Below are 16,234 nucleotides of genomic sequence, written 5' to 3' on the forward strand. Positions count from 1 at the left end.
CCCCAAAAAACACCGCGGATAGGGGCCTGCTGCGCCTTTCATCGCACCGGCGGCTCGGCTAGCCTTGCGCGCATGGATGTCTATCTGCCCATCGCGAATCTCTCGGTCAACGGGCTGTATATCGTGCTGCTGGGCGGTTTGACGGGCATCCTGTCGGGCCTGTTCGGCGTCGGCGGCGGGTTTCTGACGACGCCGCTGCTGATCTTCTACGGCATTCCGCCGACGGTGGCCGCGGCCTCGGCCGCCACCCAGGTGACCGGCGCAAGCGTTTCGGGCGTTATCGCCCATTCGCGCCGCAACGGGGTCGATTACCGGATGGGCACGGTAATGGTCGGCGGCGGGGTAATCGGGGCGCTGATCGGTGCGGTGCTGTTCCGGCTGCTGCAATCGCTCGGCCAGATCGATGTCGTCATCAACATTCTCTACGTGCTGATGCTCGGCTCGATCGGGGCGCTGATGATGCGCGAGGCGATCGGGGCGCTCAGGCCCTCGCTGCTCGGCCAGTCCGCGCCGCCGGTAAGGAAGCGCCGGCACCATCCGCTGGTCGCGAGCCTGCCCTATCGCTGGCGCTTCTATGCCTCGGGGCTCTACATCTCGCCGCTGGCACCGTTGATCCTCGGGATGCTGGTCGGCATCCTGACGATGCTGCTCGGGGTGGGCGGCGGATTTCTGCTGGTGCCGGCGATGCTCTACATCCTGGGCATGAGCGGCAATGTCGTGGTCGGCACCTCGCTCTACCAGATCCTGTTCGTGACCATGGTCACCACCATGACACACGCGCTGACCACCAAGGCGGTCGACTTGGTGCTGGCCGCGTTGCTGCTGCTCGGTTCGGTGCTGGGGGCGCAGTTCGGCACCCAGATCGCGCTCAAGGCAAAGCCCGAATATCTGCGCCTCGCGCTGGCCGCGCTGGTGCTGTTGATCGCGCTGCGGATGCTTTACGGGCTCGGCGTGCAGCCCGACGAAATCTACACGGTGACGCCCCTGTGAGGCCGGGCCGCGCCGCTGCGCTGCTGCTGGCCTGCGTGGCGCCGCTGCTGATGGCGCAGGCCGAACCGATCCTCGTGCCCGAAGTCAGCCAGTCGCGGATCGAGGTGCGGCAAGGCTTCACCGGCGCGAACCTGTTGCTCTACGGCGCGGTGATCGCGCCGCCCGGCAGCCGTGACAAGTACGACATCGTGGTCGTGCTCAAAGGCCCGACCGAGGCAGTCCGCATCCGCGAGAAGGATCGCATTGCGGGCATCTGGATGAACGCCGCAGCGACCGATTTCCGCTCTGCGCCCTCGTTCTTCGCGGTCGCCTCCTCGCGGCCGGTGCGGGAGATCGTCGATGAACGCACCGCCGCGATCTACGAGCTCGGCACGGACTTCATCCAGCTCTCGCCCTCGGGCCAGATCGATCCCGAGGAGCAGGCCCGTTTCGCCAAGGGTCTGGTGGAGCTGCGGCGGCGGCAGGGGCTCTACCAGGAAGACCCCAAGGGCGTGCGGATCAGCGCGGGCGTGCTCTATCAGGCGCGGATCAATCTGCCCTCGAACGTCACCACCGGCCGTTACACCGCCGAGACCTTCGCGATTGCGCGCGGCCGGGTGCTGGCGAGCGCGACCGCGCAGATCGAGGTGGAGAAGGTCGGGCTCGAAGGCAGCGTGGTGGCGGCGGCGCAGCGCTGGTCGTTCGTCTATGGCCTCGGTGCGATCGCCTTGTCGCTGGCGATGGGCTGGGTCGCCGGTCGCCTGTTCGCGCGCGGCTGAGCCGGGACGCTGGCCGGTCGTGTTGACCCGATCTTAACCCCGCTCGCCCTATCCCGTCGGCGACTTCTTCACATCGGCGCAGGGAAAGGCGCGCATGACCGATCACGGCAGGCAGGATTTCGAGCGGTTCACCGGGCCAAGCCTTGGTGGCGATGAGGATGCCTCGGCCGGGTTCACCCCGGGGCACGACAATTCGCGCTTGCCGATCGGCGTGGTGCTGGAAGTCTCCGGCTCCGGCTCGCAGGTCGCCTTCGATCTCCAGCGCATCAACGAATGCATGATCGACGAGGATCCTTCGGTCGCGCTTGCCGGCCAGGTCGGCAGCCAGATCAAGATCAAGGTCGGCGATGCCTGGCTGCTCGCCAGCGTGCGCGACCAGCGCAAGGATCGGCGCACCGAAGGCGGGATCATCGCCCATATCGATTTCCTCGGCGAAGGCGGCGAGGAGAAGCTGACCGGCCGCATCCACGGCTTCAAGCGCGGGGTCACCCGCTATCCGGTGCCCGGCGCGATGGTCTATCCGGCCACCACCCGCGACCTTGAACAGATCTATGCCAGCGACGGCCGCGCCAGCATCACCATCGGCAAGGTCTTCCCCACCCGGGACATCCGCGCCGGCCTCTATATCGACGCGATGCTCGGCAAGCACTTCGCGCTGCTCGGTTCGACCGGCACCGGCAAATCGACCAGCGCCGCGCTGATCCTGCACCGGATCTGCGAAGCCGCACCCAAGGGTCACATCGTGATGATCGACCCGCACGGCGAATATTCCGCCGCCTTCCGCCAGACCGGCCAGATCCTCGACGTCTCGAACCTGCAGATGCCCTATTGGCTGATGAACTTCGAGGAGCACTGCGAGGTGCTGCTCTCGAGCAGCGGCAACGAACGGCAGGTCGATGCCGACATTCTCGCCAAGTGCCTGCTCGCCGCGCGTTCCAAGAGCCGGCTGGCGCAGACCATGGGCAAGATCACGGTGGATTCGCCGATCCCCTATCTGCTGTCCGATCTCAACAACATCCTCCAGGACGAGATGGGCAAGCTCGACAAGGCGACCTCGTCCGCGCCCTATATTCGGATCAAGGGCAAGCTCGACGAGCTCAAGGCCGATCCGCGCTACCAGTTCATGTTCTCCGGGATGCTGGTGGGCGACACCATGGCCGCCTTCATCAGCAAGATCTTCCGCATGCCCGGCAACGGCAAGCCGATCTCGATCATCGATGTCTCGGGCGTGCCCTCCGATATCACTTCGACCGTGGTGGCGGTGCTCTCGCGTCTGGTGTTCGACTTTGCGATCTGGGGCCGCGAGGAAAAGAACCGCCCGATCCTGCTGGTGTGCGAGGAAGCCCACCGCTACGTGCCCTCGGAAAAGCACGCCGACGGTTCCTCGGTCGCCAAGATCCTCGGCCGGATTGCCAAGGAAGGGCGCAAATACGGCATTTCGCTGGGCCTCATCACCCAGCGCCCCTCCGATCTGGCCGAAGGCGTGCTCTCGCAGTGCGGCACGATCATCGCGATGCGCCTCAACAACGAGCGCGACCAGGCCTTCGTCAAGGCCGCGATGCCCGAAGGCGCGCGCGGCTTTCTCGATTCGATCCCGGCGCTGCGCAACCGCGAGTGCATCATCTGCGGCGAGGGCGTGGCGATCCCGATCCGCGTTACCTTCGACACGCTCGAAGAACACCGCCGTCCGGCCTCGGAAGACCCGAGCTTTGTCGAGCTGTGGAACAGCGAAGGCGGCGAGGAGGAACTGGTCGAGCGCGTGGTGATGCGCTGGAGAAGCCAGGGTTGATCCTTGCTTCGCGGGCCCGCCTCCGCAGGCACGTCCTCGGCGCTGTTCCAAGCCCTTCGGGTTTGAGCGCCTGCGGGCGGGCGGTTGCCCTTGCGGTCGCTGCGCGACCGATCAATGCCTCCTTTCGTTCAGGTGCCTCTGGTGTCCCCGTACAGGTGGATATGCAGCCGGTCGCTCATCCGGAACCCGTGTTCGAGGCATAGCTCGCTCAGCCACGCCTGGCGTTCCCGCAAGGTCTTGCTGTCGGTGCCTTCGGCCATCAGGAACACCTGCCCAGGGCGGAAGCGGTAGCGCTGCTGGAGCGCGCGCACCTCGTCCACATCCGCCGGCGCGGCGATCACGAACTTGAGGCAGGCGCGCGGCTCGCGCGCCCAGGCGTCGAGCCGTTCGGGGATCAGCGCCAGCCCGGCATCATTGCCGCTATGCGCGAGCTTGGGGCTGACATTGTACTGGTCCACGCGCACATCGAGCCGCGCGGGCGGCGCAATGGTGCCGTTGGTTTCGATCTCGACCGCCATGTCCGGCAGGTGGGCCAGCATCTCAGCCAGCGCGCCCGCCTGCAACAGCGGCTCGCCCCCGGTGATGACGAGGCGCTTCTGGCCCAGCGCCGCAATCCGCGCCGCCGCCTCGGCAGGTGCAAGCGTTACCTGATTGGTCTTGCGATCAAAGGCGATGCCGTCGCGGTGCGGCCGGTTGTCCCCGGTGAAGCGCCAGGTGTAGGCCGTGTCGCACCAGGTGCAGGCGAGGTTGCAGCGCGACAGGCGCACGAAGGCAACCGGCATACCCATGCTCGGCCCTTCGCCCTGCAACGAGGCGAAGATTTCCGGCGCGCCGCTATCGTCGGTGGCGAGCACGAGGTTCATGCGCAACAATATTCCAAAGGTGCCAAAGGTGACAGCGTGTCACCTTCAGCCTTCAGCCAAAAACCTTTGTAAATCAGCGTTATGATGCGACCCATCCGGTGCGGACGGACAGCGGGACCGCGAAAGAAAGCACAGGCAGGGGCAATGATCATCTTGCGGCCTATGCCATGAAACCGGCCGGTAGGAAATTTCCCGCACCAGCCCGTGCGCACGACAAGTCCCGCCACCCCGGCGCCCGATGGCGGGGCCTATCCTGCCGGATCGGGATCCGCAAATCCGATCGCCGGCGCGCTTGTGCAGCGCGGCGATGGCTCCTGCCGCAAGCGGCAAGACTGTGATAGACATGGCCCAGTCGCGCTGGCACACCATGCCGGTGCGGCGGCGGGCTGGGGTGAGCGCTTCATCTTGCGCGACCGGGCGGACAGGGGGGGCACGATGGCGATAGACTGGGCAACGATAACCACGCTGGTGACCGAGGCGGCGCTGCAGATCGCAGCGGGCTTTGCGCTCTACATGATCGGGCGCTGGCTGATCACTTTCGCGATCGGGATACTGGGCCGGGTGCTGACCGCGCGCAATTTCGATCCGACGCTGCAACGCTACATCGCCTCGATCCTCGCGGTGGTGCTCAACATCGTGCTGGTGGTGGCGATCCTCGGCTTCTTCGGGATCGAGACGACCAGCTTTGCCGCGCTGCTGGCCGGTGTCGGCCTCGCCGTGGGTGCGGCGTGGTCGGGCCTGCTCGGCAATTTCGCGGCCGGGGCCTTCCTCATCATTTTCCGCCCCTACAAGGTCGGCGATTACATCATCGGCGGCGGGGTTGAAGGCACGGTGAACGAAGTCGGCCTGTTCAACACCGTCATCACCAGCCCCGACAACGTGCAGACCATCGTCGGCAACGCCAAGATTTCGGGCGATGTGGTGAAGAACTTCTCGGCCCATGCCTATCGCCGGGTCGATCGCACCGCGCAGCTCGCCTTCGGGGTCGATCCGCTCGATGCGATCGCGCGGCTGAAGCCGGCGCTGGCGGCGATCCCCAACGTGATGGCCGAGCCTGCGCCCGATGTCGAAATCCTCGACTTCAACGAGCGCGGGACGGTGCTGGCGGTGCGGCCCTACTGCCATACCGATCATTACTGGCAGGTCTATTTCGACACCAACAAGCTGATCGCCAAGACTTTCGGCGAGGCGGGCTATGCCCCGCCCTTTGTGGTCGAGCAGCAGAAGCAGGTGAAGTAAGGCGCAGGCGGCGCGGCGGGGCGACTACCCCAGCCGCGCCAGTGCTGCCGTGAGGCGCGCGATCTCGCCGGTGTGGTGGGCAAGATCGGCGCGGGCCTTCTCGATCGCTTCGGGCCTGGCCTTTTCGACAAAGGCGGGGTTGGCAAGGCGGGCTTCGAGGCTCTTGGCTTCCTTTTGCGAAGTCGCCAGCGCCTTTTCGAGCCGCGCCTTTTCCGCGGCGATGTCGATGATTCCCTCGAGCGGGATCACGAACACGTCCTCGCCGGCGATCACCTGCATCGCCGGGCCGGCGGGGGCCTCGCCGATGGTCACCGGTGCAAGGCGGGCAAGACGCTCGATCGCGGCGCTGGAACGCGCGATGGTGCGCGCCGCCACGTCCGACGGGCGTGGCAGCCAGGCCGCCAGCTTGGCCCCTGGCGCGATGCCGAGTTCGGCCCTGGCCGAGCGGGTGTTGGTGGTGAGGTCGATCACCCAGTCGATCGCGTCGGTGGCTTCCTTGCTGACCTCGGCTTGCGGCCTGGGCCACTGGGCGACGATCAGATCGTATTCGCGCGCGCCCAGCTTGTGCCACAGCTCCTCGGTAATGAAGGGCATGAAGGGGTGGAGCATGACGAGGATCTGGTCGAGCGCCCAGCCGGCAACGCTACGGGTTTCTTGCGCCGGCGGGCTGTCGGCGTCTCCTGCGAAGACCGGCTTGATGAGTTCGAGATACCAGTCGCAGAACTTGCTCCAAGTGAACTGGTAGATCGCATTGGCCGCCGCATCGAAGCGCAGATCGGCCATCGCCTTCTCGATCTCGGTGACGCAGGCAGCGACCTCGCCGATGATCCACTGGTTGGCGGCGAGGCGCGCAGGGGGAGCCTTGATCGTGTTCGAGGCACCGATCCCGTTCGACTGGCAGAAGCGCGCCGCGTTCCACAGCTTGGTGGCGAAGTTGCGATAGCCTTCGACCCGCTTTTCATCCATCTTGATGTCGCGGCCCTGGCTTTCCATCGCCGCCATGAAGAACCTGAGCGCGTCGGCCCCATACCGGTCGATCAGGCCGAGCGGATCGACGACATTGCCCTTGGACTTCGACATCTTCGCGCCATCCGCCGCGCGCACGAGGCCGTGGAGATAGAGCTTGTCCCAGGGCTTCTGGCCCAGATGATAGAACCCCATCATCATCATCCGCGCATCCCAGAAGAACAGGATGTCGAAGCCGGAGATGAGGAGCGAGTTGGGGAAGTGTTTTTGCAGGAGGGGCGCGTCGTCGTCCGGCCAGCCGAGCGTGGCGAAGGGCCACAAGGCGGAGGAGAACCACGTGTCGAGCACGTCTTGGGCGCGCCAAAGAGGAATATGTCGCTTCAGATCGAGTTCGCCGTCTAATTGGGCAGCGAACATTTCGTCACGGCTATCAAATAAAATGACTTCGCGATCACCGAGATAGTCGCGGTATGCGTCCTGCGCTTTTTGAATCGCTTCTTCCTCTGTCTCACAGACAAAAGTTGTCTCGCGATCCGCGAGTGCCTCGGATTGCAAGCCACCGCTTTCAGGCATTCCGAAGGTTGGAACCCAACCGCCGGACGGGTCGCGATAGAGGGCCGGCCCAAACCACGCCGGAATCCGGTGCCCCCACCACAGCTGGCGGCTGACGCACCATGGCTGGATGTTCTCCATCCAGTTGAAGAAGGTTTTTTCCCAGGTCTTGGGGATGATCTGGATGTCGCCGGAACGCACGGCTGCGATCGGCTTCTTGGCCAGTTCCGCCGCGTTCACATACCACTGGTCGGTCAGCCAAGGCTCGATCACCACGCCGCCGCGGTCGCCGAAGGGGGTGGCGATCTGGCGCGGTTCGGCGTCGTGCTCGACTTCGTTGCCGTCCTTGTCCCTGGTCACGTGCGGGATGAGGAGGCCAAGCTCCTTCATCCGCTTGACCACCAGCTCGCGCGCACCGTCCACCCCGTCGCGGCGGAAGCGATGCAGGCCGAGGAATTCCTCCGGCACCAGCCCGTCCGCCGTCTGGCACACATTGGCTTCGGCATCGAACATGTTGAGCATGTCCGCAGGCGCGATTCCCGCCCGCTTGCCGACTTCGAAGTCGTTGAAATCGTGCCCCGGCGTGATCTTGACACAGCCGCTCCCAAGCTCGGGATCGGCGTGCGCGTCGGCGATCACCGGGATGCGGCGGCCGGTGATAGGCAGGATGACGTGCTTGCCGATGACGCTCTGGTAGCGCTCGTCCGCCGGGTTCACCGCCACCGCCATGTCGGCCAGCATCGTCTCGGGGCGGGTGGTGGCGACCTCCAGATAGTCGCGGCCATCGGGCAGCCTCGCCCCGTCCGCGAGCGGATATTTGAAGTGCCAGAAGCTGCCCGCGATGGTGTGGGTTTCGACTTCGAGGTCGGAAATCGCGGTCTTGAGCTTCGGGTCCCAGTTCACCAGCCGCTTGTCGCGGTAGATGAGGCCGTCGTTGTAAAGATCGACGAAGGTCTTGATCACCGCCTTGGTGAAGTGCTCGTCCATGGTGAACTGCTCTCTGGACCAGTCCATCGAACAGCCCAGCCGCCGCAGCTGGCGGGTGATGGTGCCGCCGCTTTCTTCCTTCCACTCCCACACCTTGGCGATGAAGTCTTCGCGGCTGTAGTTGGTGCGCTTGTCCTGGCGCGCTTCCAGCTGGCGTTCGACCACCATCTGGGTGGCGATCCCGGCGTGGTCGGTGCCCACCACCCAGAGCGCGTCCTTGCCGCGCAGGCGTTCATAGCGGATCACCACATCCTGCAAGGTGTTGTCGAGCGCGTGGCCGATGTGGAGGCTGCCCGTGACATTGGGCGGCGGGTTGACGATGGTGAAGGCCTCCGCCTCGGGACGCTCGGGCCGGAACAGGCCGTTCGCTTCCCAATGCTGATACCAGCGAGCCTCGATTTCGGCAGGGTCGAAAGTGGTGGGCAAAGTGTCGCTCATAATGCCGCGCGCCATGCCAGAGGCCATGCTGCGGTGCAATGACCGACACACAGCCGGGGCGGGGAGAGCCTTGTCGGGAGAGGAAAATCCCCCCATAGCTGCAAGGCGATGGAGGAAGCCGCGCAATATTCGCTGGTGGAGGACGGCGCGGGCGGGACCCGACTGGTGCTATCGGGCCAGCTCGTGTTGGCGGTGATCGGCCCGTTCGAGCGCGCGCTGGGCGCCATTCCCGGCCCGCTGGCCGTGATCGATCTCGCCGCGGTCGAGGACATCGATACGGTCGGCGCATGGATGGTCTGCCGCATCGCGCGCCAGCACCAGTGCGACATCACCGGCGCGAAGCCGGCAGCCGAGCGGCTGCTGGCCGCGGTGCGGGGGTTTGATCCGAGCAGCGACATCGGCCCCGAAATCCGTCCCGTGTGGGAACGCGTGCCGGTGGCGGTGGGCAAACAGGTGTTCGCCGCGCGCTCGGGCATCGCCGGCGTGGTCGGCTTCTTCGGGCAAATCCTGCTCGGGGCCGCCAGCCTCTTGCGCCATCCCTTGCGATTTCCGCTCAAGGCGCTGGTGCACCAGATGGAGCTGGTTGGCGTCTCCGCCCTGCCGATCATCGGGCTGATGAGCTTTTTGATCGGCATCGTCATCGCCCAGCAAGGCTCGGTGCAGCTCGAACAGTTCGGGGCCGAGGCGCTGACGGTCAACCTCGTCGGCCGCATCACGCTGCGCGAACTGGGTGTGCTGATGACCGCGATCATGGTTGCCGGCCGATCGGGCAGCGCCTTTGCCGCGCAACTGGGCACGATGAAGCTGACCGAGGAGATCGACGCGATGCGCACCATCGGCATCTCGCCGATCGAGGTGCTGGTGATCCCGCGCATCCTCGCGGCGACCTTCATGATGGTGCTGCTCGGCTTCTATTCTTCGGTGGTGGCGATGGTCGGCGGGGCGGTGGTGGGCGACGTGGCGCTGGGCATCCCCTTCTGGACCTTCCTCGCGCGCATTCAGGAAGTGGTGCCGACCTATGATCTATGGGTCGGCCTGATCAAGGCGCCGGTGTTCGGCCTGATCGTCGCGCTGGCGGGCTGCTATAACGGATTGCAGGTGCGCGGAAACTCCGAGGAGGTGGGCCGCCGCACCACGATGGCGGTGGTCTCGGCGATCTTCGCGGTGATCGTGCTCGATGCCTTCTTCGCGGTGTTCTTCACCGAAATCGGGTGGGCGTGAGGCGATGACAGGGCATATCCATTCCCCCGACGAACCGCCCGTGATCGTGATCGAGGGGCTAGCCAACCGCTTCGGCAGTTTCGTGGTGCACGAGGATCTCGATCTGACCGTGCGCCGCGGCGAAATCCTCGGGGTGGTGGGCGGCTCGGGCAGCGGCAAATCGGTGCTGATGCGCTCGATCATTGGCCTCCAGCGCCCGGCCGCAGGGCGGATCGATGTGCTTGGCCGCACCATAACCGGGGTCGATCTCGACAGCGGGATCGGCGTGCGGCGGCGCTGGGGCGTGCTGTTCCAGGGCGGGGCGCTGTTCTCGACCCTGACGGTGGGCGAGAATGTCGAGGTGGCGCTGCGCAAGTACTACCCCGATCTCAGCCCCGAACTGCGGGCCGAGATCGCGCGCTACAAGGTGCTGCTCACCGGCCTGCCCGAAAGCGCGGTGGCGAAATATCCGTCCGAGCTGTCAGGCGGGATGAAGAAGCGCGCGGGGCTGGCGCGGGCGCTGGCGCTCGATCCGGAGCTGCTGTTCCTCGACGAGCCGACTGCGGGCCTTGATCCGATCGGCGCGGCCAATTTCGACCGGCTGACCCGCGATCTCAAGGAGACGCTCGGCCTCACCGTGTTCCTCATCACCCATGATCTCGATACGCTCTATGAGATCTGCGACCGCGTCGCAGTGATCGCGGAAAAGCGCATCATCGCGGTCGGCACGATCCCCGAACTGATCGCCACCGGGCACCCGTGGATCGAGGAATATTTCAACGGCCCGCGTGGCCGCGCGGCGCACGCCGCGCACATGCGGGGCGAGAAATGAGCCAGAGAATGTTGGACATTGCCGCCCGCCGGGCTGCATAGGGACAGACGCATGGAAACAAGAGCGAACCATCTCTGGGTCGGTGCGGTGACGCTGGTGCTGCTGGCGGCGCTGGCGGCCTTTATCGTCTGGATCGCGCGGCTGGGGCAGGGCGAGCAGAACGAGTATGATATTTTCTATGCCCGGTCGGTTTCGGGCCTCGCCAATGGCAGCCAGGTGAGTTTTGCCGGGGTGCCGGTGGGGCAGGTAAGCGAGATCGCGCTGGCCAAGGGCAATCCCGAATTCGTGCGCGTGCGGATCAAGGTGAATGACGACGTGCCAATCCTGGTCGGCACCGAAGCCACGATCGAGGCGAGCTTTACCGGGGTTTCGGCGATCCTGCTCAACGGCGCGCGCAAGGGTGCGCCTCCGATCACCTGCGAGACCACCGCCTGCCCCGAAGGCCGCCCGGTCATCCCGCCGGGGCGCGGCGGCTTTGGCGAGATCGTCGCCAACGCGCCGCTGCTGCTCGAACGGCTGGCGACGCTGACCGAACATCTGAACACCATCCTCGGGCCGGAGAATCAGGCGGAAATCTCCGGCATTCTCAAGAACACCAACCGCCTGACCGGCGGCCTGGCCGATGCGACTCCGGCGCTGACCGCCAATCTCGAGCAATTCCAGACCACGCTCGACGAATTCAACCAGACGCTCGATGCCTACGAGAAGCTGGCGCAGACCACCGAGGGGCTGGTGACGCAGGATGGCAAGCCGCTCGTCGCCGAACTGCGCGCGACGCTGCGCTCGGCCAATGCGGCGGCGGCCTCGCTGGCGGCGACGCTGGAGGACACCCGTCCCGCGGCCCGGCAGCTGCGCGAAAGCACGTTGCCCAATGCCGAGGCGACCTTGCAGGATCTGCGCGCTACCAGCCGGAGCTTGCGGTCGCTCACCGAAAAGCTCGAAAGCGAAGGCGCGGGCGCGCTGGTGGGCGGCAAATCGCTGCCGGATTACAAGCCGTGAAGGATAGGGCCATGATTGCCAAACCCGTCCCGCGTTCTGCCCTGCCGGCGCTCATGGCGCTGGCGCTGGCGGGCTGCATCAGCCTTGGCGGTCCGCCGCCCGAAAGCCTGCTGACCTTGAGCCCCATCGCGCACGCGCCCGCCGGCAGCGGCGCCACCGCCGCGCCCGACCGCAAGGTGATCGCGGTGCTCGCGCTCGACACGCCCGCCAAGCTCGATGTGCTGCGCGTGCCGGTGCAAGTGACCGACACCGAACTGGCCTATCTCAAGCAAGCCTTCTGGGTGGAAAAGCCTGCGCGCCTGTTCCGCCAGTTGCTGGGCGAGACGCTGCGCGCCAAGAGCGGCGGGGCGGCGCTGGTGCTCGACGGGGACGAGACGGTCGCGCTTGCCACCACGACGCTGCGCGGCACGCTGATCGACATGGGCTATGATGCCCCCTCCCGGTCGGTGGTGGTGCGCTATGACGCGATCCGGGTCGACAGCCAGGGCAATGCCACCACCCGCCGCTTCGAGGCACGCGAGAGCGGCGTTCCCGCGCAGGCCCGCAGCGTCGGCGCGGCGCTCAACCGCGTGGCGAACACGGTGGCGGGCGAAGCGGCGGAGTGGGCCGTCAATTGAGCGCTTGATAGCGTTGCAGATCTCCCGCCCGGCAGCATTCCCGGCCAGCAAGCATCGCCCTATCGCGTGGTGGCCGGGTGGGGAGGCGGGCGGGAGGTCTGACCCTCAGGAACGCGCCAGCCGGGCAAAGGCGCAGGCGCGCAGGAAGTCGGCCTCGCGCCGTGCGCGGCGTTGCTCTGCTTCCGCATCGCGGCCCCAGAGTTCGGCCTGCCATTCCTCTTCGAGACACGCCGCGCGCCACAGCGCCAGCGGCTCCTGCTCGTGGACGGCATCGAGCGCGGCGAGCGCGGTGACGAGCGAGGTGGCGAGCTTGGTCATCGCCTCCACCCCTGCCAGCGCGAAGGGATCGAGCGCGCAGAGCCTGGCTTCAAGCTTGGCCAGCGACTCGGCCGGCTGAGGGCGATGGACGATGCCGCTGACCCGCACCAGCTGGATGCCGAGCGCGGCCTCGAAGCGGGCGAGCAGCGGCTCCCACACCTCTTGCTGGCGTGCGTGGAGCGGCTCATCGGGATCGGCGCGGTAGCACAGCGTGTCGGTCTCGGCATAGGCGAGAAGGCCGCGCACCACGCCTGCGCGCTCGGCCACGACGATGTCGATCGCGTAATCGGCCATGTCGCGCAGCGGCAGGCTGGCAGGGTCTATCTTTTCGCCCTGATCTCGCCACTCCGCCGCGAGCGCCTCGGCGAGCGCGCGCGTCGGCACCACCTGGGCTGCCCCGGCGACGGTCTTTACCCCGCGGCCGTCGAGCAGCACCTGAAACCCACCGGGCTGCTGCCCGAGCGACACGTCCTTGTAGAAGCGGCGGATCATCGGCGCTGCCTGCCTCCGGCAGTCCAGCGGCGGGCGATGAAGCGGGGCAGGAAGAAGAATTCGAGGATCCCCGCAACCGCGAGCAGCGCGCCCACCGCCCAGGGCAGCGCGATCAGCCCGCGCACGATGGCAAATCCGACCATCACCAGCGCGATCCCGCTGAAGCGCAGCGCGGTCAGGACAAGCAGCCGTTGACGGGCCTGGGCATCGGCGGTCGCGCGCTGCGAAGGGTTCATGCGAGTGTCTCCTCAAGCGCCTGCGATAGGGCGGTGACGGTTTCCGCAACGCGCAGCGCGCCGCTCGCCATGAGTTCTGCCGGGGCGTGATAGCCCCATGCGACGCCAAGCCCGCGCACCCCGGCGTTGCGGGCCATCAGCATGTCGAAACTGGTGTCGCCGATCATCACCGCCTGATGCGGCGCCGCGCCCGCTTCGAACAGCGCCGCTTCGAGCATTGCCGGGTGGGGTTTGGACGGGTGGCGATCGGCGGTCTGGAGCGAGACGAACAAATCGGCGATGCCGTGCGCCGCGAGGCAGGCGGCCAGCCCGCGATCCGACTTGCCGGTGGCGACCGCGAGACTCCAGCCCGCATCGTGCAGGGCGGCGAGCAGTTCGGCGATGCCGTCATAGAGCGGCTCGTCGACCAGGCCCTCCTCACGCCGTGCGCGGAAGCTCGATTTGTAGAATTCGGTGACGGCGCGATTCTGTTCCTCGCCGAGATCGGGCGCGAGGTGGCGGATCGCGACCGGCAGGCTGAGGCCGACCATCCGCCGCACCATCTGCGGATCGGGTGCCGCAAGGCCAGCGCGGGTGAAGGCGCGCTCCATCGCCCAGCACACGGCCGCTTGCCCGTCGACCAGCGTCCCGTCGCAATCGAACACGGCAAGACGGGTCACGCGCAAAGGCTCCGGATCAGGTGGGCGAGCGCGGCGTGGCCCGCCTGCTCCAGCCCCTCGGCGATCATGACGCGATCTTCGGGCGTCCGCTTCTGCGAAAGCTTGAGGGTGGGACGCCAGGCCTGCACCTCGAGCTCGAAGCCGGCGATGCCGCGGAACAGGCCGGACCATGTCTTTTCGGAGGTTTCCTCGGCCACCCACGGCTCTCCGCCAAGCCGCGCTTCGTGCTTGAGGATCGCGGCGTGAAGGAAGGCTTCCAGCCCCTCATCCGCCATGCGGCGCACCCGGCCCTCGAGCTCCAGCGCGACGTAGTCCCACGTCGGCACGGTGTCGCGATTGGCATACCAGCGCGGGCTAATATAGGCGTCCGGGCCATTGATCACGACCAGTGCGGTCGCCCCGTCGAGATGCCGCGACAGGGCATTGCCGCGCGCGAGGTGGAACTGCACGGCACCATCGCCGGTCGACAGCAGCGGGGTGTGCGCCACCCGCGGCCCGTCGGGCGTGGCAGCGAAGACCATGCCAAAGCCGATTGCGTCGATCAGCGATTCCATCAGTGCACGGTCGTCGGTGCGGAAGAGCGGATTGGGATGCATCAGCGGCGCTTGTTCCTGGCCGGGCCCTTCGTGGGCCTCTTGGACTTGGGCTTGGGCTTGGGCTGGGGCTGGGGCTTTGCTACGCCGCGCGCGCGGCGGGGGCTGCGGGTTTGCTTCCTTGCCTGCTTGAAATGGCGGCGGGCCGCCTGTTTCTTTTCCTGCGGGGTCTTTTCCGGCACCTCCTCGCGCAAGGGCGCGGCATCCGACAGCGCCGGATCGAAGCCGAGCACTTCCATGCTCATCGCGAAATGCGGCGGCAGTTCGGCGGTGACATCGAGCTTGCCCCCGGTTCCTTCGCCCGCCTTCGGCTCGCTGATGATGAGCCGGCGGGCGTGGAGATGCATCTTGCGGCTGACTGCACCGGTGAGAAAGGCCTGCGGACCGCCATATTTGCCATCCCCCACGATCGGGTGGCCGATGGCTGCCATGTGCACGCGCAGCTGGTGGGTGCGACCGGTGAGCGGTTCAAGCTCGACCCACGCGGCGCGCTGTCCGGCGCGATCGACCACCCGGTAACGGGTCTTGGCCGGTGCGCCGTTTTCCTCGTCGATATGCATCTTCTCGCCGCCGGTGCCCGGCTGCTTGGCAAGCGGCGCATCGATCACCCCTTCGGCCAACTCCGGCACGCCCACCACCAGCGCCCAGTACACCTTGCGCGCCGAGCGGCTGGCGAAGCGTTTGGAGAAGCTCGCCGCCGCGCCGGGGGTGCGGGCGACCAGCAGCACGCCCGAGGTGTCCTTGTCGAGCCGGTGGACCAGGCGCGGGCGGGGCGCATTGCCCTCGACGAAGGCGTCGAGCAGCCCGTCGACATGCCGGGAGGTCTTGCTCCCGCCCTGGGTGGCAAGGCCCGGCGGCTTGTTGAGCACGATCGCGCTCGCCGTCTCGCGGATCACCATGGCGCGCGCCTCGGCGATCTGTTCGGGGCTGAGCGGGCGGGCGCGCGGCCGCGCCGCTTCGCGCGCCGCTTCATCCCCGCCCGGCGGCACGCGCAAAACCTGCCCTGCGGCAAGCCGGTCTTCCGGCTTCACCCGCTTGCCATCCACCCGGATCTGCCCGGTTCGCGCCCAGCGCGAAACCGTGGCAAAGCCGATCTGCGGCAGATTGCGCTTGAACCAGCGGTCAAGCCGGATGCCCTCGTCATCCTCGGAGACGGTGAACTGGCGGACCTCGTCCCGGTCGCTCCGCGCAGGCTGAAGCGTCATGCCGCGCCCCGCATCACCGCCAGCCCCAGCCACAGCGCCGCCAGCCCGGCCACCACCGACAGCGCGGCATAGCCCGCTGCCAGTCCGGCATGGCCCCGCTCCACCAGCAGCATCATTTCGAGGCTGAAGGCACTGAAGGTGGTAAATCCGCCAAGCACCCCGACCCCTAGCAGCAAGCGCAGATATTCATGGGCGCCGTGCCGTGCGAACCAGCCGACCAGCAGCCCCATCGCCAGCGATCCGGCAAGGTTGATCACCAGCGTCGGCCAAGGAAAGGCATCGACCACGCGCAGCGTCAGGGCGTGCGTCAGCACACGGCCGGCCTGATAGCGTGCCAGCGCGCCCAGCGCGCCGCCCCCAGCCACGAGGGCCGATGCGGCGATCGGAGAAAGAACGGGAGAGGTCATTGCCCGGGGTTCTTAGCGCGGCGGATGCCATCTGCCTAGCAGGGCCGCAGATTGGCCGGATTGCGCTGACGACTTGCCTTTGCGGCGCTGTTGG

General features: G+C 66.9%; 16 protein-coding genes. 8 read left to right on the forward strand and 8 right to left on the reverse strand.

From position 1 onward, the window contains the following. Window positions 1–72: 72 nt before the first annotated feature. The 3 genes from BZF61_RS00070 to BZF61_RS00080 all read left to right on the forward strand — a co-directional run bounded on the left by BZF61_RS00070 (window position 73) and on the right by BZF61_RS00080 (window position 3,537). Entirely contained in the window at window positions 73–990 is a 918-nt protein-coding gene (locus BZF61_RS00070) for a sulfite exporter TauE/SafE family protein (protein WP_086616605.1), read from the forward strand. A 50-nt stretch (window positions 991–1,040) separates the two neighbouring features. Next, entirely contained in the window at window positions 1,041–1,748 is a 708-nt protein-coding gene (locus BZF61_RS00075) for a TIGR02186 family protein (protein WP_086616890.1), read from the forward strand. Window positions 1,749–1,842: 94 nt separating this feature from the next. After that, window positions 1,843–3,537 (forward strand): ATP-binding protein, encoded by a 1,695-nt coding sequence (locus BZF61_RS00080; protein WP_086616606.1) that lies wholly within the window; start codon window positions 1,843–1,845, stop codon window positions 3,535–3,537. Window positions 3,538–3,665: 128 nt separating this feature from the next. Here the strand turns inward: BZF61_RS00080 and BZF61_RS00085 are convergent, their stop codons facing one another. Then, entirely contained in the window at window positions 3,666–4,400 is a 735-nt protein-coding gene (locus tag BZF61_RS00085) for a 7-carboxy-7-deazaguanine synthase QueE (protein ID WP_086616607.1), read from the reverse strand. A 435-nt stretch (window positions 4,401–4,835) separates the two neighbouring features. Between BZF61_RS00085 and BZF61_RS00090 the strand changes: the two genes are divergently transcribed. Further along, a complete protein-coding gene (locus tag BZF61_RS00090; protein WP_086616891.1) occupies window positions 4,836–5,639 on the forward strand; it encodes a mechanosensitive ion channel family protein in 804 nt (267 codons plus the stop codon). A gap of 24 nt (window positions 5,640–5,663) precedes the next feature. Here the strand turns inward: BZF61_RS00090 and BZF61_RS00095 are convergent, their stop codons facing one another. Continuing rightward, window positions 5,664–8,582: a valine--tRNA ligase gene (locus BZF61_RS00095; protein WP_143736844.1), complete on the reverse strand. Its 2,919-nt coding sequence runs from the start codon at window positions 8,580–8,582 to the stop codon at window positions 5,664–5,666. Between the two features lie 108 nt (window positions 8,583–8,690). Between BZF61_RS00095 and BZF61_RS00100 the strand changes: the two genes are divergently transcribed. Genes BZF61_RS00100 through BZF61_RS00115 form a run of 4 tightly spaced genes read left to right on the forward strand, consistent with a single transcriptional unit; the run spans window position 8,691 to window position 12,230 of the window. Beyond that, window positions 8,691–9,803, forward strand: coding sequence for an ABC transporter permease (locus BZF61_RS00100; protein ID WP_086616609.1), 1,113 nt, complete (start codon window positions 8,691–8,693; stop codon window positions 9,801–9,803). A gap of 4 nt (window positions 9,804–9,807) precedes the next feature. After that, complete coding sequence (locus tag BZF61_RS00105) at window positions 9,808–10,614, forward strand: ABC transporter ATP-binding protein (protein WP_086616610.1); 807 nt, start codon at window positions 9,808–9,810, stop codon at window positions 10,612–10,614. 51 nt (window positions 10,615–10,665) lie between these two features. Continuing rightward, a complete protein-coding gene (locus BZF61_RS00110; RefSeq protein ID WP_086616611.1) occupies window positions 10,666–11,613 on the forward strand; it encodes an MlaD family protein in 948 nt (315 codons plus the stop codon). 11 nt (window positions 11,614–11,624) lie between these two features. Beyond that, window positions 11,625–12,230 carry an ABC-type transport auxiliary lipoprotein family protein gene (locus BZF61_RS00115; RefSeq protein ID WP_086616612.1) on the forward strand — a complete coding sequence of 202 codons (606 nt, stop codon included), beginning with the start codon at window positions 11,625–11,627 and terminating at the stop codon, window positions 12,228–12,230. Between the two features lie 105 nt (window positions 12,231–12,335). On the opposite strand, the gene BZF61_RS00120 is transcribed toward BZF61_RS00115, so the two are convergent. Genes BZF61_RS00120 through crcB form a run of 6 tightly spaced genes read right to left on the reverse strand, consistent with a single transcriptional unit; the run spans window position 12,336 to window position 16,140 of the window. Continuing rightward, complete coding sequence (locus BZF61_RS00120; protein WP_086616892.1) at window positions 12,336–13,037, reverse strand: ATP12 family chaperone protein; 702 nt, start codon at window positions 13,035–13,037, stop codon at window positions 12,336–12,338. Further along, window positions 13,037–13,276, reverse strand: coding sequence for a hypothetical protein (locus BZF61_RS00125; protein WP_086616613.1), 240 nt, complete (start codon window positions 13,274–13,276; stop codon window positions 13,037–13,039). Before BZF61_RS00125 ends, BZF61_RS00120 begins: the two co-directional genes overlap by 1 nt. Continuing rightward, complete coding sequence (locus BZF61_RS00130; RefSeq protein WP_086616614.1) at window positions 13,273–13,935, reverse strand: HAD-IA family hydrolase; 663 nt, start codon at window positions 13,933–13,935, stop codon at window positions 13,273–13,275. Before BZF61_RS00130 ends, BZF61_RS00125 begins: the two co-directional genes overlap by 4 nt. Further along, window positions 13,932–14,531 (reverse strand): FMN-binding negative transcriptional regulator, encoded by a 600-nt coding sequence (locus BZF61_RS00135; RefSeq protein WP_086616615.1) that lies wholly within the window; start codon window positions 14,529–14,531, stop codon window positions 13,932–13,934. The genes BZF61_RS00130 and BZF61_RS00135 overlap by 4 nt, the downstream gene beginning before the upstream one ends. After that, on the reverse strand, window positions 14,531–15,733 hold the full coding sequence (locus BZF61_RS00140) for an RluA family pseudouridine synthase (protein WP_086616893.1): 1,203 nt from the start codon (window positions 15,731–15,733) through the stop codon (window positions 14,531–14,533). The genes BZF61_RS00135 and BZF61_RS00140 overlap by 1 nt, the downstream gene beginning before the upstream one ends. Then, window positions 15,730–16,140: a fluoride efflux transporter CrcB gene (gene crcB, locus BZF61_RS00145; RefSeq protein ID WP_086616616.1), complete on the reverse strand. Its 411-nt coding sequence runs from the start codon at window positions 16,138–16,140 to the stop codon at window positions 15,730–15,732. Before crcB ends, BZF61_RS00140 begins: the two co-directional genes overlap by 4 nt. Window positions 16,141–16,234 lie beyond the last annotated feature (94 nt).

It is taken from the genome of Erythrobacter tepidarius, from assembly GCF_002155695.1.
Lineage (GTDB): Bacteria > Pseudomonadota > Alphaproteobacteria > Sphingomonadales > Sphingomonadaceae > Erythrobacter > Erythrobacter tepidarius.